The organism is uncultured Friedmanniella sp. (assembly GCF_964244285.1).
GTDB lineage: Bacteria > Actinomycetota > Actinomycetes > Propionibacteriales > Propionibacteriaceae > Microlunatus.
On the sequence record NZ_CAXTHT010000002.1, the window covers coordinates 667,595 to 686,944 of the forward strand.

At 73.1% G+C, this 19,350-nt stretch carries 17 protein-coding genes; 7 read left to right on the forward strand and 10 right to left on the reverse strand.

The annotated features are described in order from the left end of the window. The first annotated feature begins 136 nt into the window (after positions 1 to 136). From ACFE7W_RS07490 to ACFE7W_RS07500, 3 genes are read left to right on the forward strand one after another with little or no spacing between them, the layout of a single operon-like run. A complete protein-coding gene (locus ACFE7W_RS07490; protein WP_375424119.1) occupies positions 137 to 721 on the forward strand; it encodes an RNA polymerase sigma factor in 585 nt (194 codons plus the stop codon). Beyond that, positions 718 to 1,449 (forward strand): anti-sigma factor domain-containing protein, encoded by a 732-nt coding sequence (locus tag ACFE7W_RS07495; RefSeq protein ID WP_375424120.1) that lies wholly within the window; start codon positions 718 to 720, stop codon positions 1,447 to 1,449. The genes ACFE7W_RS07490 and ACFE7W_RS07495 overlap by 4 nt, the downstream gene beginning before the upstream one ends. 1 nt (position 1,450) lies before the next feature. Then, complete coding sequence (locus ACFE7W_RS07500) at positions 1,451 to 2,092, forward strand: class I SAM-dependent methyltransferase (RefSeq protein ID WP_375424121.1); 642 nt, start codon at positions 1,451 to 1,453, stop codon at positions 2,090 to 2,092. A gap of 13 nt (positions 2,093 to 2,105) precedes the next feature. Here the strand turns inward: ACFE7W_RS07500 and ACFE7W_RS07505 are convergent, their stop codons facing one another. The 5 genes from ACFE7W_RS07505 to kdpA all read right to left on the reverse strand — a co-directional run bounded on the left by ACFE7W_RS07505 (position 2,106) and on the right by kdpA (position 9,990). Next, positions 2,106 to 2,786 (reverse strand): response regulator, encoded by a 681-nt coding sequence (locus ACFE7W_RS07505; protein WP_375424122.1) that lies wholly within the window; start codon positions 2,784 to 2,786, stop codon positions 2,106 to 2,108. Then, a complete protein-coding gene (locus tag ACFE7W_RS07510; protein ID WP_375424123.1) occupies positions 2,783 to 5,473 on the reverse strand; it encodes a DUF4118 domain-containing protein in 2,691 nt (896 codons plus the stop codon). Before ACFE7W_RS07510 ends, ACFE7W_RS07505 begins: the two co-directional genes overlap by 4 nt. A 56-nt stretch (positions 5,474 to 5,529) precedes the next feature. Next, positions 5,530 to 6,087 carry a potassium-transporting ATPase subunit KdpC gene (gene kdpC, locus ACFE7W_RS07515; RefSeq protein ID WP_375424124.1) on the reverse strand — a complete coding sequence of 186 codons (558 nt, stop codon included), beginning with the start codon at positions 6,085 to 6,087 and terminating at the stop codon, positions 5,530 to 5,532. 2 nt (positions 6,088 to 6,089) lie between these two features. After that, positions 6,090 to 8,087 carry a potassium-transporting ATPase subunit KdpB gene (gene kdpB, locus ACFE7W_RS07520; protein ID WP_375424229.1) on the reverse strand — a complete coding sequence of 666 codons (1,998 nt, stop codon included), beginning with the start codon at positions 8,085 to 8,087 and terminating at the stop codon, positions 6,090 to 6,092. A gap of 241 nt (positions 8,088 to 8,328) precedes the next feature. After that, positions 8,329 to 9,990, reverse strand: a complete 1,662-nt coding sequence (gene kdpA / locus ACFE7W_RS07525; RefSeq protein ID WP_375424125.1) for a potassium-transporting ATPase subunit KdpA — start codon at positions 9,988 to 9,990, stop codon at positions 8,329 to 8,331. Between the two features lie 181 nt (positions 9,991 to 10,171). Between kdpA and ACFE7W_RS07530 the strand changes: the two genes are divergently transcribed. Continuing rightward, positions 10,172 to 10,966 (forward strand): putative protein N(5)-glutamine methyltransferase, encoded by a 795-nt coding sequence (locus ACFE7W_RS07530; RefSeq protein ID WP_375424126.1) that lies wholly within the window; start codon positions 10,172 to 10,174, stop codon positions 10,964 to 10,966. Here ACFE7W_RS07530 and ACFE7W_RS07535 read toward each other — a convergent pair. Next, the gene (locus ACFE7W_RS07535) at positions 10,947 to 11,348 is read right to left on the reverse strand and encodes a hypothetical protein (RefSeq protein WP_375424127.1); all 402 of its coding nucleotides are present in this window, start codon (positions 11,346 to 11,348) and stop codon (positions 10,947 to 10,949) included. The two genes, ACFE7W_RS07530 and ACFE7W_RS07535, sit on opposite strands and share 20 nt — an antisense overlap. 126 nt (positions 11,349 to 11,474) lie before the next feature. On the opposite strand from ACFE7W_RS07535, the gene ACFE7W_RS07540 reads away from it, so the two are divergent. Then, a complete protein-coding gene (locus ACFE7W_RS07540; RefSeq protein WP_375424128.1) occupies positions 11,475 to 12,575 on the forward strand; it encodes a glycerophosphodiester phosphodiesterase in 1,101 nt (366 codons plus the stop codon). A gap of 43 nt (positions 12,576 to 12,618) precedes the next feature. On the opposite strand, the gene ACFE7W_RS07545 is transcribed toward ACFE7W_RS07540, so the two are convergent. Then, positions 12,619 to 13,266 carry a TetR/AcrR family transcriptional regulator C-terminal domain-containing protein gene (locus ACFE7W_RS07545; RefSeq protein ID WP_375424129.1) on the reverse strand — a complete coding sequence of 216 codons (648 nt, stop codon included), beginning with the start codon at positions 13,264 to 13,266 and terminating at the stop codon, positions 12,619 to 12,621. 63 nt (positions 13,267 to 13,329) lie between these two features. Here ACFE7W_RS07545 and ACFE7W_RS07550 point away from each other — a divergent pair, with 63 nt between their 5' ends. Continuing rightward, complete coding sequence (locus ACFE7W_RS07550; protein ID WP_375424130.1) at positions 13,330 to 14,301, forward strand: zinc-binding alcohol dehydrogenase family protein; 972 nt, start codon at positions 13,330 to 13,332, stop codon at positions 14,299 to 14,301. Between the two features lie 97 nt (positions 14,302 to 14,398). Continuing rightward, on the forward strand, positions 14,399 to 15,676 hold the full coding sequence (locus tag ACFE7W_RS07555; RefSeq protein WP_375424230.1) for a cation:proton antiporter: 1,278 nt from the start codon (positions 14,399 to 14,401) through the stop codon (positions 15,674 to 15,676). Positions 15,677 to 15,756: 80 nt separating this feature from the next. Here the strand turns inward: ACFE7W_RS07555 and ACFE7W_RS07560 are convergent, their stop codons facing one another. From ACFE7W_RS07560 to ACFE7W_RS07570, 3 genes are all read right to left on the reverse strand, one after another. Next, positions 15,757 to 16,602 (reverse strand): SDR family oxidoreductase, encoded by an 846-nt coding sequence (locus ACFE7W_RS07560; protein WP_375424131.1) that lies wholly within the window; start codon positions 16,600 to 16,602, stop codon positions 15,757 to 15,759. Next, on the reverse strand, positions 16,602 to 17,930 hold the full coding sequence (locus tag ACFE7W_RS07565; RefSeq protein ID WP_375424132.1) for an MFS transporter: 1,329 nt from the start codon (positions 17,928 to 17,930) through the stop codon (positions 16,602 to 16,604). Before ACFE7W_RS07565 ends, ACFE7W_RS07560 begins: the two co-directional genes overlap by 1 nt. Before the next feature lie 73 nt (positions 17,931 to 18,003). Continuing rightward, complete coding sequence (locus tag ACFE7W_RS07570; protein WP_375424133.1) at positions 18,004 to 19,344, reverse strand: glycosyltransferase; 1,341 nt, start codon at positions 19,342 to 19,344, stop codon at positions 18,004 to 18,006. Positions 19,345 to 19,350: the final 6 nt, after the last annotated feature.

Below are 19,350 nucleotides of genomic sequence, written 5' to 3' on the forward strand. Positions count from 1 at the left end.
CCTGCTGGCAGTAGGGTGCGAGACGCGGAGAGCGGTGGCGCGGTCGATGGAGTCCGATGACACCGCGGCCGCGACCACGACGAGGTGGGCTGCGGCCGCGGCCTCGTACCCGACGACGCGGTGGGAAGGTCAGCTCGTGAGGGTCGAACCCCCGCCGCGTCGGGCCGTCGACTCCTTCGACTGGGCCGAGATGAGCGACGCCGACCTCGGGCTCGCCTTCGTCGCGGGCACCGAGGGCAGCCTGGAGGAGTGCTTCCGCCGCTGGGCTCCACTGGTCAACACCCTGGCCTGGCGGCTGCTCGGCAACGGGAGCGAGGCCGAGGAGGTCACCCAGCAGGTGTTCGTGTCCGCCTGGCGCGGGCGGCGCACCTTCTCCCCCGAGCTGGGCAGCCTGCCGGCCTGGCTGCTCGGCACCACCCGGCACCGGGTCGTCGACCGTCAGCGCACCCGGGCCCGCGAGGTGCGACTCGTCCGGGCCGCCCTCGACGATGTCGCGGAGGGGAGCCTGCGGGAGGCGCCCGAGACGGTCACCGACCGGCTGTTGCTGGCCGAGGAGATCGCCCGGCTGCCCGACCCCCGGCGCTCGATCCTGCGTCTCGCCTTCTACGACGGCTACACTCACGCGGAGATCTCCGAACGTCTCGGGCTACCGATCGGCACCGTGAAGAGCCATGCCCGCCGCGCCCTGCTGCTCCTTCGCCAGCGGTTGACGACCCCATGAGACACCCCCACGACGAGGTGCTCGCCGGCCTCGCGCTGGACGAGCCGGACCGTCTCAGCCGCTCCCAACGGCTCCATCTGCGGTTCTGCGGGCACTGCTCGTCGCGGCTCCGCGAGCTGCGCACCCTCGTCGCCACCGGTCGCGCCGGCGAGCCGGAACCGTTGCGTGCTCCGCGTCCGGGACTGCTCGCCGCCATCCAGGCCGAGCTGGCGACCGACCCAGCGCCCGCCCCGACTCCGATGTCGGGGCCGGGCCGGCAGCCGGAACAGCCCCTCCTGGCGGACCGGCCGGTGCCGGTACCGGCGCGGGCTCGGTCCTACGTGCCGCGGCTGATCGGCGCCGCAGCCGTGCTCGCCGTCGCGGTGGGCGGCACGGTCTGGTACCGCTCGGGCGACGATGTGGTGGCCCAGGCCGCCCTGGCCCCGCTGCCCGACAAGACCGGCCGCGGCACGGCCCGCCTGACCAGTCGTGACGGCGCTCTGCAGCTCTCCATCGACGTCACCTCCCCGGCCACGCCGAACGCGTTCGAGGAGCTGTGGCTGCTGAACACCGACGGCCGCAAGATGATCTCGCTGGGGGTCGTGCCCCCGGACGGGCGGGCGACCTACCCGGTGCCGACCGCGAAGGGCGCTCTGGACGGCTACATCGTCGTGGACATCTCGATCGAGCCCTTCGACGGCAACTCCGACCACAGCCACAACAGCCTGCTGCGCGGGACACTGGGCTGAGGTGACCGACCCGTACCCCGCGTGGTTCTTCGACCGCGACGACCCGAGTTCCGACGACCGGTTCTACACCCCGACCCGGCTGGTGACCCACATCGACGACCGCGCCATCGCGGCGGTGGGCGCGCTCTACGCCGAGCTCGGCGTGGACCGCGGGCCGCGGGTGCTGGACCTGATGTCCTCGTGGGTCTCCCACCTCTCCTCGCCGCCGCCCGAGCTGGTGGTGCTGGGCATGAACGCCGCCGAGCTCGCCGCCAACCCGATGGCCACCGAGCGGGTGGTCCAGGACCTGAACCTCGACCCCGCGCTGCCGTTCGAGGACGCCACCTTCGACGCCGTGCTCTGCTGCGTCTCGGTCGACTACCTGGTCCGACCGGTCGAGGTGCTCGCCGAGACCGCGCGGGTGCTGCGCCCGGGCGCACCGGTGGTCCTCACCTTCTCCAACCGCTGCTTCCCGACCAAGGCGGTGCACGGCTGGCTGGCCGCCGACGAGCCCGGCCGGTGCGCCATCGTCGTCGACTACCTGCGTCGGGCCGGCGGCTTCACCGAGGCCGAGGTCAGCCTGCGGACGCCCGGGGGGCGCTACCGGGGCGACCCGCTGTACGCCGTGGTCGCCCGCCGCCTGCCTCGCCGACGGGGGGCATGACGGGGTCGGCGTTTCAGGGGACGAAGCGGTAGCCGACGCCGGGCTCGGTGATGAAGTGCCGCGGACGGCCGGGCTCGGCCTCGAGCTTGCGGCGCAGGTTCGCCAGGTAGACGCGTAGGTAGTTGGTCTCGCGGTGGTAGCTGGGGCCCCAGACCTCCCGCAGCAGGTCGGTCTGGCGGACCAGCTGACCGGGCTGGCGGGTGAGGACCTCGACCAGCCGCCACTCGGTGGGCGTCAGGTGCACCGGCTCACCGTTGCGGAGGGCGGTCTGGTCGTTCAGGTCCAGCCGGAGGGACGGCGTCTCCACCACCCGCGGTGGCGTGCTGGCGCCGAGCGGGCTGTGCCGGAGCGCGGCCCGGACCCGGGCCAGCAGCTCCTCCATCCCGAACGGCTTGGTCACGTAGTCGTCCGCCCCCAGGTCGAGCGCCTCCACCTTGTCGTCGGCGGCGTGCCGCGCCGAGAGCACCAGCACCGGCACCGCCGCGAACGTCCGCAGCCGGGTCAGCACGCTGACGCCGTCGATGTCGGGCAGGCCGAGGTCGAGCAGCACGAGGTCGGGCATCCGCTCGGCCACCACCTGCAAGGCCGACCGGCCGTCCCCGGCGGTCTCCACCTCGTAGCCGCGCGCCCGGAGGTTGATGGTCAGCGTCCGCAGCAGGGCCGGGTCGTCGTCGACGGCCAGGATGATGGTCACGGTGCCACCGCCCCGAGCGGACGGGAGACCGGCGCAACCCCTTCGGGGCCTTCGACCGGCTCAGGGCGCGGTCCGGGGTCTTCGACAGGCGCACGGCGCGGTTCGGGGTCTTCGATAGGTTCGGGGCCTTCGACGGCTTCAGGGGACGGGGCCGGCTGCGTCGCGGCGGGCAGGTCGATCACCATGGTGAGGCCCCCGCCGGGGGTGTCCTCGGCGCTGAGCCGGCCGTCCATCGCCTCGGCCAGACCCCGGGCCACGGCCAGACCGAGCCCCAGGCCGTCGCCGTTGGGGACGTCGCCGAGCCGTTGGAACGGGGCGAACAGCGCCGCCTTCGACTCCGCCGGGATCCCCGGCCCGTGGTCGACCACGCGGACCAGCACGCGCGGGCCGTCCGCGGTCGAGGGGTCGACGTCGGCCTCGCTGGTCACCTCGACGGTGGTGCCGGCCGGGGTGTGCCGTAGCGCGTTCTCGACCAGGTTGGCCACCACCCGGTCGAGCAGACCGGGATCGGCGTGCGCGGTCAGGGCGTCCTCGCCCAGCCGGACGCGCACCTGGCCGCTGTCGGGCAGCGGGTCCAGCGCCCACTCCACCGCGCTGGCCAGGTCCACCTCGCCGAGCAGCGGGTTGATCGTGCCCATCTGCAGCCGGCTCAGGTCGAGCAGGTTGCCGATCAGGTTCTCCAACCGGTCCGCCCCGTCCTCGACGGTGGCCAGCAGCTCGGCCTCATCGGCCGGCGACCAGGTGACGCCCGGCGCACGCAGGCTGCTGACGCCGGCCTTGATCGCGGCCAGCGGGGTCCGCAGGTCGTGCGAGACCGCCGCCAGCAGAGCCGTCCGGGTCCGGTTGCCCTCCGCCAGTTCGGCCGCGTGCCTGGACTCCGCCAGCGCCTCCCGGCGTTCCCGGACGATCTGGAAGTGGGTGGCGTAGGCCGACATCAGCCGGCGGTCGGCGGCGTCGAGGGGGTGGCCGCGGAACACGACGGTGACCTCCGGGCTCACGACGATGTCGGCGTCGGCCTCGTCGACGGTGCTCGGCGCATCCCCGAAGCGGGTCTCGACCCTCGTCTGGTCGCCGGTGGTGCGCAGGATGGCCCCGCCGGACATCGTGAAGAGCTGGCAGACCCGGCTGAGCAGCGACTCCTGGGAGTCCCCGGTGTGCAGCAGGGTGTGCGAGAGCACGGCGAGCGCGTTGGCCTCGGCCCGGGCCCGGGTCGCCTGCACCGTCTGCCGGGCGGCACGGTCGACGACGGTGGCCACGGCGACGCCGGTGAGCAGGAAGACCGCGATCGCGAACGCGTTCTCCGGGTCGGCGATGCTCAGGGTGCCGGTGGGGTCGACGAAGAAGTAGTTGAGGGCCAGCCCGCCGCACAGTGCCGCGGTGACCGCCGGCCACAACCCGCCGACCAGGGCCGTGGCGATGACCAGCGCCATGAACAGCATCGACTCGGTGGGCAGCCCGTGCAGGTCCGGGGTGAGGTAGAGCCCGACCGCCAGCGCCGTGGTCCCCAGCACGGCCAGCAGGTAGCCGACGACCAGCCGCCGCCGGCTGACCCGCGCCCGCCGGCGTCCGCTGCCGGCGCCCCGGCGTGCGTAGGCGTGGGTCACCACGTGCACGTCGATGTCGCCGGAGTCGCTGATCACCGTCTCGCCCACACCGGGCCTGAGCAGGGTGGCCAGCCGGCTGCGGCGGCTGGCCCCGAGCAGCACCTGGGTCGCGTTCACCCCGCGGGCGAAGTCCAGCAGACCCTCGGCCACGTCGGCGGCCACGACGGCGTGGAACGTCCCGCCGAGCTCCTGGGTCTTGGCCCGGAGCCGCTCCAGCTGCACCGCCGAGACCGCGCTCAGCCCGTCGCGGCGGGTGACGTAGACCGCCAGCCACTCCCCGCCGGCGGTCCGGCTGGCGATGCGCGCGGCCCGGCGCATCAGGGCCACCGACTCCTCGGCCCCCGAGACCGCGACCACGACCCGCTCCCGCGTCGCCCAGGTGGCGTCGATGCCGTGCGCGCTGCGGTAGCGGTCCAGACCCTCGTCCACCCGGTCGGCCAGCCAGAGCAGGGCCAGCTCGCGCAGCGCCGCGAGGTTGCCCTCGCGGAAGTAGTGGGTGAGCGCGTGCTCGATCTTGTCGGCGGCGTAGATGTTGCCGTGGGCCATCCGTCGCTGCAGCGCCTGGGGGCTCATGTCCACCAGCTCGACGGTCGTCGCCGCGCGCACGAACGCGTCGGGCACGGTCTCGGTCTGCCGGATCCCGGTGATCGACTCCACCACGTCGTTGAGGGACTCCAGGTGCTGGACGTTGACCGTGGTGATGACGTCGATGCCGGCCTCGAGCAGGTCGCGGACGTCCTGCCATCGCTTCGCGTTCGCCCCGGGGTGCGCGGCACGGTACTCGTCGTCGTAGGCGTTGGTGTGGGCCAGCTCGTCGACCAGAGCGACCTCGGGCCGCCGGGCGAGCAGCGACTCGAGGTCCATCTCGGTGGTCTCGACGCCACGGTAGGAGACGAGCTGACGGCTCACGACCTCGAGGTCGCGGGCGGCCTCGACGGTGCGGGCCCGACCGTGTGTCTCGACGTAGCCGATCACCACGTCGGTGCCCCGCTCCAGCCGACGGCGACCCTCGTCGAGCATGGCGAAGGTCTTGCCCACCCCGGGCGCCGCACCCAGGTAGACCCGGAGCTGACCTCCTGCCATGGCCACAGTCTGCCTCCTCGTGTCGTCCGGCTCGGCCTGTTGGTCCGTGTCGGGGCTCAGGCCTGGGCGGCCAGGGCGGCGTTCAGCAGGACCACGTTCACCCGCGGCTCACCGAGGAAACCCAGCGCGCGGCCGGAGGTGCTCTCCGCCACCAGCGCGGCCACCTTGGTGGGGTCGAGGCCTCGGACCCGCGCCACCCGGGCCTCCTGCAGCGCCGCGTAGGCGGGGGAGATGAAGGGGTCGAGCCCGGACGCCGAGGCGGTCATCGCGTCCGGCGGCACCGCCGCGGGGTCCACGCCGTCGCGCTGGGCGACGGCGGCCCGGCGCTCGGCGATCGTCGCGACCAGGTCGGGGTCGGACGGGCCGGCGTTCGAGCCGCCGCTGGCCTCGGCGTCGTAGTCGTTGGCTGACGGGCGGGAGGCAAACCACTCGTCGCCCTTGAACTCCTGGCCGATCAGGCTGGAGCCGTGGCCGGTGGCCAGCTGCGACCCGTTCGCCTGGTGCGGGAAGGCCAGCTGGCCGACCCCGGTGACCACGAGCGGGTAGCCGACACCCAGCAGGACGGTGAGGACGAGGAGGAGGCGGAGGCCGGTGAGGACCTGGCGGAAGAACATGATCAGCCCATTCCAGGGATCAGGGAGACGACGAGGTCGATGATCTTGATGCCGATGAAGGGAGCCACGATGCCGCCGACGCCGTAGATCAACAGGTTGCGGCGCAGCACCTCGCCGGCAGAGGCCGGCCGGTAGCGGACGCCGCGCAGGGCCAGCGGGATCAGCGCCACGATGACCAGGGCGTTGAAGATCACCGCCGACAGGATGGCCGAGGAGGGCGAGCTCAGCCGCATGATGTTGAGCGTCTGCAGGTCGGGGTAGACGCGTGAGAACATGGCCGGGATGATCGCGAAGTACTTCGCCACGTCGTTGGCGATCGAGAACGTGGTCAGGGCGCCGCGGGTGATCAACAGCTGCTTGCCGATCTCCACGACCTTGATCAACTTCGTGGGGTCGGAGTCGAGGTCGACCATGTTCCCGGCCTCCTTGGCCGCGGCCGTCCCCGAGTTCATCGCCACCCCGACGTCGGCGGCGGCCAGCGCGGGGGCGTCGTTCGTGCCGTCCCCGGTCATCGCCACCATCCGGCCCCCGGCCTGCTCGGTCTTGATCAACGCCAGCTTGTCCTCGGGCGTGGCCTCGGCCAGGAAGTCGTCGACCCCTGCCTCCGCAGCGATCGCGGCCGCCGTCCGGGGGTTGTCGCCGGTGATCATCACCGTCCGGATGCCCATCGAGCGCAGCTCGGCGAAGCGTTCCCGGATGGCCGGCTTGACCACGTCCTTGAGGTGGATGACGCCCAGCACGTGGGGCTCAAACCCCTCGACCCGCTCGGCCACCACCAACGGGGTACCACCGGTCGCGGAGATGCCGTCGACGACCCCGGCCAGTCCCGGCGTGTCGACCCCGACCCAGGCCGAGATGGCCGAGCCGGCGCCCTTGCGGACCTGCCGCCCGGGTACGTCGATGCCCGACATCCGCGTGTTGGCGGAGAAGGCCACGTAGGTGGCGCCGGTGGGCAGGTCGGCGTCGTCGGAGCCCTGCTCGAGCGCGAGCTCGACCACCGAGCGGCCCTCGGGGGTCTGGTCGGCCAGGCTCGACCAGCGGGCGGCGTCCCGGAGGGTGTCGGCGTAGACCCCGGCCATGGCGACGAAGGCCGAGGCGCGCCGGTTGCCGAAGGTGATGGTGCCCGTCTTGTCCAGCAGCAGGGTGCTCACGTCACCGGCGGCCTCCACGGCCCGGCCGGACATGGCCAGCACGTTCGCCTGCACCAGGCGGTCCATGCCGGCGATGCCGATGGCGCTCAGCAGGGCGCCGATGGTGGTGGGGATCAGGCAGACCAGCAGGGCGATCAGCACCACCACCGACTGGCGCTGCCCGGAGTAGGCCGCGAGCGGCTGCAGGGTGGCCACCGCGAGCAGGAAGACCAGGGTCAGGCTCGACAGCAGGATCGACAGCGCGATCTCGTTCGGGGTCTTGCGGCGCTCGGCGCCCTCGACCAGGGCGATCATCCGGTCCAGGAACGACTCCCCGGCCGCGGCGGTGATGGCGACGACGATCTCGTCGCTGAGCACGGTGGTGCCGCCGGTGACCGCCGACCGGTCACCACCCGCTTCGCGGATGACGGGGGCGGACTCGCCGGTGATGGCCGACTCGTCCACGCTGGCCACCCCCTCGACGACGTCACCGTCGCCGGGGATGACCTGGCCGGCGGATACCCGGACCCGGTCGCCGACCTCGAGCAGGGTGCTGGGCACCTCGACCTCGATGCCGTTTGTCTCGATCCGGCGGGCGGTGGTGTCGGTCCGGGTGGCCCGCAGCGAGGCGGCCTGGGCCCGGCCGCGGCTCTCGGCCACCGCCTCGGCGAGGTTGGCGAAGATGACCGTCAGCCAGAGCCAGACGGCGATGGCGATGGTGAAGACGCCCGGCTGCACCGCAGCGGCGATGGTGGTCAGCACGGAGCCGATCCAGACGATCAGCATCACCGGGCTGCGGTAGAGGTGGACCGGCGACAGCTTGCGCAGCGCTTCGGGCAAAGCCGAGAGGAGCTGCTGGCCCAGCGGCAGCTGGTCAGCACCGTTGCGGCGGTGGCGCGTCGGCTCGACGCCGGTCGGTGACCCCGGGTCGGCGGACGTCGTGGTGGGAAGGGAGACGGTCACGAGCGGAGCCTCTCGGGAGTGAGGAGGGATTTCCGACGACACGCTTGGCTGTTGGGACGCGAGACTGTGTTGTCCGAGATCAGGACGAACGAGTGAGATCGGGCGGAGCCCAGGACCCCGGAGCGCGGAGCGCGACCATCGGGCCAGCTCATGAGAGCGCCTCGGCGATCGGCCCGAGCGCGAGCCCGGGGAAGAAGGTCAGGCCCGTGACCAGGAGGATGACGCCGACGAGCAGGGTGACGAACAGGGGAGTGGTCGTCGGCAGGGTGCCGGCGGTCACCGGCACCGGTCCGGCCTTGGCCAGCGAGCCGGCGAGGGCGAGGACCAGGACGATGGGTGCGAGCCGGCCGGCCAGCATGGCGAGGGCCAGCGTGAGCTGGAAGAAGGTCGACGTCACGGTGATGCCGGCGAACGCGCTGCCGTTGTTGTTGGCCGCCGAGGCGTAGGCGTAGAAGACCTCGCTCAGCCCGTGCGCACCGGCGTTGTTCATGGCGTCCGGCGTGCTCTTCAGGGCCATGGCGACGCCGAGACCCAGCAGCACCAGCGCCGGGGTGGCCAGCACGTAGAGGGCGACGTAGGTCATCTCGCGGGCGCCGATCTTCTTGCCCAGCAGCTCCGGCGTCCGGCCCACCATCAGCCCGGCGACGAAGGTGGTCAGCACGGCGGCGACGAGGATCCCGTAGAGCCCGGACCCGGTGCCGCCCGGGGAGACCTCGCCGAGCAGCATGTGCACCAGCACCGTGCCTCCGCCGGCCGCGGTCAGCGAGTCGTGCTGGGCGTTGATCGCTCCGGTCGAGGTGCCGGTGGTGCTGACGGCGAACAGGGCGCTGGCCCAGGTGCCGAACTGGGTCTCCTTGCCCTCCATCGCCGCGCCTGCGGCCTGCGGCGCCAGACCGTGGGTGCCGACCTCGGCCCAGGTGGTGAGGGCCAGCGCGGCACCCCAGAGGACGGCCATCGCCGCAAGCACCGCGTGGCCCTGGCGGCGGTGACCCAGCATGGTCCCGAGGGTGCGGGTCAGGGCGACCGGGATCACCAGCAGCGAGAAGATCTGCAGGAAGTTCGTGACCGGGTTCGGGTTCTCGTACGGGTGGGCGGAGTTGGCGTTGAAGAAGCCGCCGCCGTTGGTACCCAGCTCCTTGATCGCCTCCTGGCTGGCCACCGGGCCGCCGGGCAGGGTCTGGGTGCCGCCGGCGAGGGTCGTGAGGGTGTGGTCGGGGGCGAAGTTCTGGATCACGCCGCCGGCGATGAGCGCGACCGCGAAGACGACCGAGAGCGGTACCAGCACGCGGTAGGTGACCCGGGTCAGGTCGACCCAGAAATTACCGAGGTCGCCGGTCCGCCGAGCCAGGAAGCCGCGGATCAGCGCCCCCGCGACGGCGATGCCGACCGCCGCGGAGGCGAAGTTCTGCACGGCCAGCCCCGCCATCTGGGCGGTGTAGCCCAGCGTGGACTCACCGGCGTAGGACTGCCAGTTGGTGTTGGTGACGAAGGAGACGGCGGTGTTCAGGGCCATGTCCCACGGCATCCCGGCGAGGCCGCGGCTGTAGGGCAGGTGGGCCTGCCCCACGAGGATCGCGAACAGCACGACGATGGAGACCGCGGAGAAGCCGAGCACGGCCAGGGTGTAGCTGCGCGCGTCCTGCTGGCCGTCCGGGTCGACCCCGATCAGCCGGTACGTCACCCGCTCGGCCCGGTTGTGCCGGGCCGGGGTCAGCACCGCGGCGAGGTAGTCGCCGAGCGGCACGTAGACCAGGGCGAGCAGCACGAGCAGGGCCAGGATCTGCAGCAGCCCGGCGGCGGTGTCGCCCATCAGAAGTGCTCGGGGAAGACGAGGGTGACCAGCAGGTAGACCACGAGGGCCGCGACGGCGAGGATCAGGCCGAGGGACAACAGACTCATGGGTCCATCACAGGCCCGGTCCGCCCTGCGCCGCCTCGTCTTGACGGCCTCTTGCCGGCTCTTGACGGGGTATTAGCGGATAGCCTCAGCGGATGCTCGGGAGCCCGGACCTCGCGCTGGTGGCCCGGCTGCGGGCCGCCGGCTGCGTCTACGCCGAGGAGGAGGCGGAGCTGCTCAAGGAGGCCGCGGCCGGCTCGACCGCGGAGCTCGACCTGCTGGTCGCCCGGCGCGCCGACGAGGGGCTGCCGCTGGAGCAGGTGCTGGGCTGGGCGGCGTTCGCCGGGCTGCGGGTGGCCCTGAGGCCGGGGGTGTTCGTGCCCCGGCGGCGGACCGAGCTGCTGGCGAGTGAGGCCTTGGCCCTCGCTCGGCCGGGGAACGTGGTGGTCGAGCTGTGCTGCGGGTCCGGCGCGATCAGCCTGGTGCTGCTGGCCGCTCGGCCGAGCCTGGAGCTGTACGCCACCGAGGTCGAGCCGGCTGCCGTGGCGTGCGCGGCCGAGAACCTGTGGGGCCGGGCCACCGTGCTGGCCGGCGACCTCTACTCAGCCCTGCCCATGACGCTCCACGGACGGGTGGAGGTGCTGGTGGCCAACGCGCCGTACGTGCCCACCGGCGCGATCCCGCTGATGCCGGCCGAGGCTCGCGAGCACGAGCCGGCCGTGGCCCTCGACGGCGGCGCGGACGGGCTGGACGTGCTGCGTCGGGTGCTGACCGGGGCGCCGACGTGGCTGGCGACCGGCGGCACGGTGCTGGTCGAGTGCGGCGAGGCCCAGCTGCCCGCGCTCACCGCAGTAGCCCTGGCCGCTGGTCTGGCGCCGCAGGTCCGCCGCGACGAGGAGCGCGAGGCGACGGTCGTGGTGGCCCGCCGGCTCAGTCGGCGGCCGGGGTGACCACGAGCTGGTGCTCACGGACCCCGCGGGCGACGAGCCGCAGCGAGATGCGGCGGAAGGCGTCGGACAGGAACTCCTCGACCTGCTGCTCCGGGATCTCGAACTGCACCACGGGGATCTCGCCCTGGGCCCGAGCGAGCTCCTCGATGTCGGCGTGGGACTCCAGCCGGTGGGCGATGCGGTCCACGGCGTAGACCTGCACGGTGGTGGTGGTCTCCCAGATCGACAGGTCGATGCCCACGATGGTGAACCGTCCCCGGTCGACGCCGGCCAGCTCGTAGAGGCTGGGCCGGTCGAGCAAGGCGTCCGCATCGTCGGCGGCCGCCGTCCCCACGTAGTCGTTCCAGCGGACCGCCGCGGGCCCCAGAACACGTCGCTGCACGTCCATGGTCCTCAGGTTGGCACCCTCAGGTGAACACGAGACGACCGTCACGGACGGCAAACGTTCACCGTCTGGTCGCCGAAAGGTGCGGTCGGCGCCACCGGCCGTCCGCTCCGAACTGTTGGCATGGCGACCATGCTCCTCGCGCGCAGCCCACGGGTCAGCCCCCTCCGGCCGAACGGGCTGCGCTCGACCCGGCTCCCCCCGGTCCTCATCGCCCACCGGGGGGCCAGCGGCTACCGTCCCGAGCACACGCTGGCCGCGTACGCGCTGGCCATCGCCCAGGGCGCCGACCAGATCGAGCCCGACGTCGTCGCGACGGCGGACGGTGAGCTGGTCGCCCGGCACGAGAACGAGATCAGCGCGACCACCGACGTGGCGGCGCACCCGGAGTTCACTGGCCGGTACACCACCAAGATGATCGACGGCGTGACCCGCACCGGTTGGTTCACCGAGGACTTCACCCTGGCCGAGCTCCGGACCCTGCGGGCGGTCGAGCGGCTGCCGCTGGCGCGGCCGGGTAACACCGAGCACGACGGGCGGCACCAGATCCCGACCCTCGCCGAGGTCGCGGCCCTCGCGGCCGCGTCGCGGACGGTGGACGGTCGGCGGATCGGTATCTGCCCCGAGACCAAACACCCCAGCTACTTCGCGGGGCTCGGGCTGCCGCTGGAGGCCCGGCTGCTGGACGAGCTGGCCGCGGCCGGCTTCGTCGACCGGCACGACCCGGCGATGATCCAGAGCTTCGAGACCACCAACCTGCGCTGGCTGGCCCGCCAGACCTCCATCCCGTTGCTGCAGCTGATCGAGAGCACCGGAGCGCCCTGGGACCTGGCGAGCACGGGCGACCCGCGCCGTTACGCCGACCTGGTCAGTCCGGCGGGACTGCGCCAGATCAGCGGCTACGCGGAGGTCCTCGGGGTGGACAAGAACCTGGTCATCCCGCGGGACGCGACCGGACGGCTGCTCGCGCCGACCCCGCTGGCCGCGCAGGCGCACGCCGTCGGGCTGCAGCTGTGCGGCTGGACCTTCCGTCGTGAGAACCAGTTCCTGCCGCTGCAGTTCCGCAGCAGCGACGACCCGTACGCAGTCGGAGATCTGGAGGGCGAGCTGCGCCGCTACCTGGACGCCGGGCTGGACTCCTTCTTCACCGACAACCCCGACATCGGCGTCCGGGCCCGGCTGCTGCCGGAGCGGACGCCCGCTCCGTTGGGTCTCGCCGGCTGAACCGGGCCTACGGTGGGGCGTCGTCCGGCCGGGTGTCGTCCGGTCAGGTGTGGGCTCGCAGCCGCTCGGCGGTCTCGACGAGAACGGCGACGAGGTCGGCGAACCGGGCGTCCGGGTCGCCGAAAAGCTCCGGGCCGGCGGCCACCACCAGCGGGTGCTCCCCGTCGCTGAGCCGCTCCTCCCGCGCCTCGAGGCTGTAGCGGGGGTCGCCCGCCGCGACGGCCTGGCGGACCGACTGCTCCTCGATGCAGAAGCCGATCGTGAAGCTGTAGACCAGCGACCAGACCCGCAGCGCGTCCGCCAGGGTGAAGCCCTCGGCCATCATCCGGGCCAGCCCAGCCTCCTGCCGGTGCAGCACGCCGGTGTCGTTCAGGTACGTTCCGCTGAACACCTTGGCGCCGTCACGGTGGGAGAGCAGCTCGGCTCGGGTGGTGGTCGCGAAGGCCGTCATCTCCTGCGTCCAGCCGATGTCGGGGGGCAGGACCTGCAGGGTCGCGCTGATCCGACGCCAGATCTCGGTGGCCATCTCGTCGCGCAGGTCCTGCTTGTTCCGCACGTGCCAGTAGAGCGCGGGCGCCTGGACGCCCAGCCGTGCCGCCACCGCCCGGACGGTCAGCCCCTCGATGCCGTGCGCGTCGAGGACCTCGAGCCCCGCACGCACCAGGTCGGCTCGGGTCAGGGCGGGCTTCACGTTGACACCTTAACAACGTTAAAGCAGACTGGGCCCACCATTTAACTTTGTTAAGGAGCAGACATGAAGGCAGCAGTGGTCCGGTCTGCAGGCAGCGGGCCGGTGTACGGAGAGTTCGACGAGCCGGTCGTGGCGGCCGACCAAACGCTCGTCTCGCTGGTCGCGGCGGGGATCCACCCGGTGGTCCGCTCGGTGGCGGGCGGCGGGCACTACGCCAGCGCCGGCACCTGGCCTCTCATCCCCGGCCTGGACGCCGTCGCCCGGACGGCCGAGGGGACCCTCGTCTACACGGGGTACGTCCGCGCACCGTACGGGACCTTCGCCGAACGGATGGCCGTACCGGCCGGCCTCGGCTTCCCGCTGCCCGCGGACGCGGATCCGGTGCCGGTGGCGGCCGGGGTCAACCCGGGGCTGTCCTCCTGGCTGCCGCTGCGGGCGCGGGCCGCCGAGGTGGAGAGGCTGGGGACGGTGCTGATCCTCGGGGTGACCGGGGCGGCGGGTCGGCTCGCGGTGCAGAACGCCCTGGCGGTGGGCGCGGAACGGGTGGTCGGCGTCGGTCGCAACCCCGAGGGGCTCGCCCGGGCCGGGAGCATGGGCGCCGAGGCCCTCGCGCTGACGGGCGACGTGGCGACGGACACCGCCGCGATGGTGGAGGCGCTCGCCGGGCAGGCGCCGACCCTGGTGCTGGACTTCGTCTGGGGGGACGGTGGCCGAGACGGCCTTCGCGGCGCTCGGACGCCGCGGGATGGGGAGGACACCGCCGACGTCTCCTACGTCGAGATCGGGGCGATGAGCGGGGCCAAGGCCAGGGTCCCGGCCGCCCTGCTGCGCAGTCGTCGGCTGCGGATCAGCGGCAGCGGGGTCGGGTCCACGCCGCTCGCCGTGCTCGGGCGGGAGATCCCCGCCTACCTCGAGCTGATCGCGAACGGCGCGGTCACGGTGGCGGCTCAGGCCTACGACCTCGCCGACGTCGCCACCGCCTGGGCGGCGGCGTCGGACGGCGGGCCCCGTCCGGTGGTCGTCGCCCCCGCGTAGTGGACCACGAGCTCCCGACTACACTTCCGGGGCCTCGCCGCTGGCGAGCTGACCCTCACCCCGCCAGGAGCTCGTCATCAACCTCGACAGCCCCGGCCTGCTCTTCCTCGCCGTCGGGCTCGCCGCGTTCGCCGCCGCCCTCCTGCCGCGGGTGCTGGGCCGGGTGCCGGTGTCGATGCCGATGGTGTTCCTGGCGCTGGGGATGGGACTGTTCACCTTCGTGCCGGGGTTGCCGAGCCCCGTTCCGCAGGCGCACGCGTCCGTGACCACGCACCTGTCCGAGGTCTGCGTGCTGGTCTCGCTGATGGGGGCGGGGCTGGCCCTCGACCGGCCCGTGGGCTGGCGGCGCTGGGCCACGACCTGGCGGCTCATCGGGCTGACGATGGTGGGCTCGATCGCGGTCGTGGCTCTGCTGGCGGGCTGGCTGCTGGGCTTCGGACTGGCCGCCGCCCTGCTGCTCGGCGCCGTGCTCGCGCCGACCGACCCGGTGCTGGCCAGCGAGGTGCAGGTCGCCGAACCGGCCGAGGAGGAGGACGCTCCGGCCGAGGACGAGGCCCGGTTCGCGCTGACGTCCGAGGCCGGGCTCAACGACGGGATGGCCTTCCCGTTCACCTACGCAGCCGTGGCCATCGCCACCACCGGGCTGGGCTGGGCCGGCTTCGGCCACTGGCTGGCGGTCGACGTGGCCTGGCGGCTCGGAGCCGGGCTGGCGGTCGGGGTGGGCGCCGGCTGGTTGCTGGGGAAGCTGTTCTTCAACTCACCGGTGCGGCCGTTGCGCTTCGCCGACCACGCGGAGGGCTTCGTCGCCCTCGCCGTCACCGCCGGCACCTACGGCCTGGCCGAGCTGCTCCACGGCTACGGCTTCGTGGCGGTCTTCGTCTGCGCCTGCGCCCTGCGGGCCGCCGAGCGCAGCCACGGCTACCACCGGGTCCTGCACTCCTACATCGAGCAGCTCGAACGGTTGCTCACCGTGCTCATCCTGGTGCTGCTGGGCGGAGCGCTGGCCCGGGGCCTGCTGGCGCCGCTGCGGCCGCTGGACGTGGTCGTCGTCCTCGCCGTCCTGCTGGTCGTGCGTCCGCTGACGGGATGGCTCGGGTTGCTCGGCAGCAGGACCGGTCCGCGGGAGCGGGCGGTCATCGCCTTCTTCGGGGTCCGCGGCATCGGTTCGGTGTTCTACGTCGGCTGGGCCCTGCAGCACGCCGACTTCGCCCAGCCGGACCGGCTCTGGGCGATCGTGGCCTTTGCGGTGGCGGCGTCGGTGGTCGTGCACGGCATCACCGCCACGCCGGCGATGACCCTGCTCGACCGGCGCCGCCAGCGGGCGGCGGTGGACCGGCACGGCGACGAGTCGCTCGCCCCGGAGACCGCTGTCTGACCAACTCCCCTGAGAAACTCACTCCAGTTGGCCCGACACGCCGAGCGCGCCGGTGTGTCGACGGATCTGGCGTGAGTTTTTCAGGGACGACCGACGAGGACCTCGCGCAGGCTCAGCGGCGACCGGCCCGTCAGCCGGCGCACGTCGTCGCTGACCGCGGCCAGACTTCCCTCGGCGATCGCGGTGTAGGTGCTGACCCAGGCATCGAGCTGCCAGTCCGGCGCCCCGTAGGAGGCCCGGGAGGCGTAGGCCTCCGGGACGGTCTCGTCGTGGTAGGTCGTCGGCCGGCCGGTCACCTCGGTCAGGACCCGGGCGACGTCGGCCAGGCTCAGCGCCTCCGGCCCGGTCAGGTCGTAGTGACGGCCGCGGTGCCGCGCTGGGTCCCGCAGCACCGCGGCGGCGCAGCGGGCGACGTCGGCTCGGGCCACGGCGGCGAGCCGACCGTGGCCCGCCGGACCGCGGATCACCCCGTCCTCGCCGACCGTGTCGGGCAGGAAGTCGAGGTAGAAGCTGTCCCGCAGGATGGTGGCATCCATCCCGGACGTCTCGAGGTGCTGCTCGGTCGCGCCGTGGTCGCGGCCCAGGGTGAAGGTGGACTCCGGACCCGCGGCGACGAAGGAGGTGTAGACGACGTGCTGGACGCCGGCGGCCGCGGCGGCGTCGATGAGCCCCAGGTGCTGCGTGCGCCGGTTGGCGTTCTCGGCCGCCGAGACCATCAGCAGCACCTCCACCCCGGCCAGCGCCTGCTGCGCCTGGTCGGTGTCGCCGTAGGACAGCTCGGCGACGGGGCAGCCCGGCAGGTCGGGGGCACGTTCGGGCGAGCGGGCCAGCAGCCGCAGCGGCACGCCAGCCGCAGCGAGCTGGCGGGCGACGAGCCCACCGACGTGGCCCGTCACCCCGGTGATCGCCAGGCTCGGCATCGACATCACGCGGCTCCTGCTGCTCGGGCGAGCCGGCCGCGAGCGCTGCGGGCGGCATAGAGGGCGGCCAGCACGGTGCCGACGCAGAGCGCGATCGCGCTCAGGGACAGCGAGGTGTGGATCCCCACCACGGTGCCGAAGATGCCGACGGTGAGGCCGCTGCCGGCGCGCAGCCCGCTCGCCGACATCGTGTAGACCCCGACCACCTGACCCCGCTGCTCGGCCGGCGCGCGCAGCTGGACCACCGTCTGGCTGATCGACATCGACGCCAGGTTGGCCACCCCCTGGACGAACAGCAGGCCGAGCGCGAGCACGTAGCTGTGGGTCAGGGCGAACCCGAGGATCGCCAGCCCGTAGACGGCGGTGGCCGCGACCGCCGCAGAGACCCTGGGGCGGATCCAGCCGGTCGCCTCCAGCACCAGCCCGCCCAGCACCCCGCCGGCCCCGGTGGCGAAGAGCAGCACCCCGTACGCGCTGTTGCCGGACCCGCCGGCCAGGTCGGCGGCGAAGATCGGCATCGCCGACTGCAGCGAGGCGCCGACGAAGAACGAGCCGAGGCCGGCCAGCACGATCATCGACACCAGGGTGTGGTCCGCGGCGACGCCCTGCAGCGTCCGCCACGCGTCGGCGATGGTCATCCGGGCCCGGGTGACCGCACCGTCGCGGAGATGTCCGGTGAAGCGGGTCCGGGTCAGGAACAGGGTCAGCGGCAGGTAGATCGCGACGTTGGCGAAGATGCCCCAGGTGGGTCCCAGGCCCAGCAGCAGCGCCGACCCCACCACCGGGCCGAACAGGATGCCCAGGCTCTTGAACGTGGCGTTGAGCCGGACGGCGCTCGGCAGCTCGGCCGGCCCGACGAAGTCGTGCAGCATCAGCTGCTCGGCCGGCCCCCAGAGCGCCCCGGCGATGCCGTGCAGCACCAGCAGCACGCAGGCGTGCCAGATGTGCAGGCTGTGGGTGAGGAACAGCACGCCCCATGCCACCGAGACGAACATGAACAGCGCCTGGCCCGCCTGGATCACCCGGCGGCAGTCGTAGCGGTCCGCCAGGCCGCCGAACCAGACGGCGAAGAGCAGGAACGGCACCCAGTGGCTGATCACCTGGAACCCGACCAGCGCCTCGGAGTGGAACTGCTGCCACAGCACCCAGTAGGTGATGACGTGCTCGACGTTGTCGGCCATCATGGCCAGGCCGCTGCCCACCAGGTACGGCCGGCAGTCCCGGTTCCGCAGCGCAGCGAAGCGTCGCGGCGCTTCCGGTGCCGACAGCGGGACCGGTTCGGCGGGAAGGTCGGCAGCCGGGACGTGACCGGCCACTCCGCACGCGGCACACACGAGAATCCTCCTCAGACCAGGGCGACCGGGTCAGTCTAGGGAGCGCCGGCGGCAGCGACGTCTGCCGCTGCCGTCATGGACGCAGGAGGTCCTGCTCGACCGCCAGGTCGACCCGGTCGCCCGCGAGCAGCCGGGCCAGGCCGTCCGCGACGGCGTCGATGGGGTCGTTCAGCCCGGCGATCTCGGCCCGCAGCCGCTCGGCCGCTCCGGCGTACCCGGGGTCGGTCAACAGCCGCCGCACCGCCCGGCGCACCCGGGTCGGCGTCGGTCGGCCCGTCCGCAGGTTCAGCCCGGCCCCGGACCAGGAGACCCGGGCGGCGACCTCGGGCTTGTCCTCGGTGCTGCCCGCGACCACCAGCGGGACGCCGGCGGCGAGCGCCTGCTGCACCCCGCCGAAGCCGCCGTTGGTGACCATCGCCGCTGTCCGGGGGAGCAGCCGGTCGTACGGCAGGAAGGTGGCCACCCGCGCGTTGGCGGGTAGCGGTCCGCCGAGCTGCGCCTCCAGCTGGGCGACCGGTCGACCGCCCGTCGACGCGACGACGAGCACGTCCTCGGACGCGAGCCCGCGCAGCGCCGGCACCATCAGGCGGCTGAGGTCGAGGTTGGCCATGGTGCCCTGGGTGAGGTGGACGACCGGTCGGCTGCCGTCCAGGTCGCCCCACCAGCCGGGCAGCGGAGCCGCCGGGACGGGCAGCCGCAACGGTCCGACGAAGCGGACGGACGGCGGCAGCTCCCGGCGGGGGTACTCGATCCCGGGGGTGGCCAGCTGGAACGTGAGGTCGAAACGGGTGGCCTGGTCGAAGTAGTTCCCCTCGGGCGGAGGCGCTCCGACGGTGTCGAGCGCCGTCCTCAACGCCGTCTGCACCGGCCGGAGCGGCCCGCCGTGCAGGACGGTGGAGATGAAGCGGTTGCGCCGGCGGGAGTGCGCGGAGCTGCCGGGCTCCAATCCCGAGCCGAACGGGGCGCTGTCCACGCTGGTCAGGGCCAGCGGCGTCGCGGACACCCCGACGACGGGCAGCCGCTCGTGCCGTGGCTGGGCCAGCAGCGGCAGCACGCCCAGGAAGGCGGCCTCGCAGACCACCGCGTCGTAGCGCCGGCTGGCCACCGCGACCTGCAGGGCCGTGTGCTGGGCCGCCAGGGGCCGGACGAAGAGGTTCAGGATGTCGTACCGGCCGGCGGCGAGACCGCGGTGCCGCGCCCGGTCGGGCAGCCAGTCCTCGAGGTGGCCGTCGTCGTAGTCGGCCTCCGCGCTCAACGGCAGGAAGCCGAGGCCGGCCTCGGCGACCAGGTCGGCGTAGCGGCGGCCGGTCAGCACCGTGACCTGGTGGCCACGCTCGGCCAGACCTCGGCCGACGGCCACCATCGGGGTCAGGTGACCGTAGATGGGGGTGCTCGGCAGCAGGAAGTGCGACATGGGAAC

Coding starts and splice junctions, on each gene's coding strand:
- ACFE7W_RS07550 (WP_375424130.1), top strand. CDS start 13,330: ATGAAGGCAGCAGTGGTCCGGTCTGCAGGCAGCGGGCCGGTGTACGGA.
- kdpC (WP_375424124.1), bottom strand. CDS start 6,087: ATGTTCTTCCGCCAGGTCCTCACCGGCCTCCGCCTCCTCCTCGTCCTC.
- ACFE7W_RS07570 (WP_375424133.1), bottom strand. CDS start 19,344: ATGTCGCACTTCCTGCTGCCGAGCACCCCCATCTACGGTCACCTGACC.
- ACFE7W_RS07540 (WP_375424128.1), top strand. CDS start 11,475: ATGGCGACCATGCTCCTCGCGCGCAGCCCACGGGTCAGCCCCCTCCGG.
- ACFE7W_RS07530 (WP_375424126.1), top strand. CDS start 10,172: ATGCTCGGGAGCCCGGACCTCGCGCTGGTGGCCCGGCTGCGGGCCGCC.
- ACFE7W_RS07560 (WP_375424131.1), bottom strand. CDS start 16,602: ATGTCGATGCCGAGCCTGGCGATCACCGGGGTGACGGGCCACGTCGGT.
- kdpA (WP_375424125.1), bottom strand. CDS start 9,990: ATGGGCGACACCGCCGCCGGGCTGCTGCAGATCCTGGCCCTGCTCGTG.
- ACFE7W_RS07510 (WP_375424123.1), bottom strand. CDS start 5,473: ATGGCAGGAGGTCAGCTCCGGGTCTACCTGGGTGCGGCGCCCGGGGTG.
- ACFE7W_RS07495 (WP_375424120.1), top strand. CDS start 718: ATGAGACACCCCCACGACGAGGTGCTCGCCGGCCTCGCGCTGGACGAG.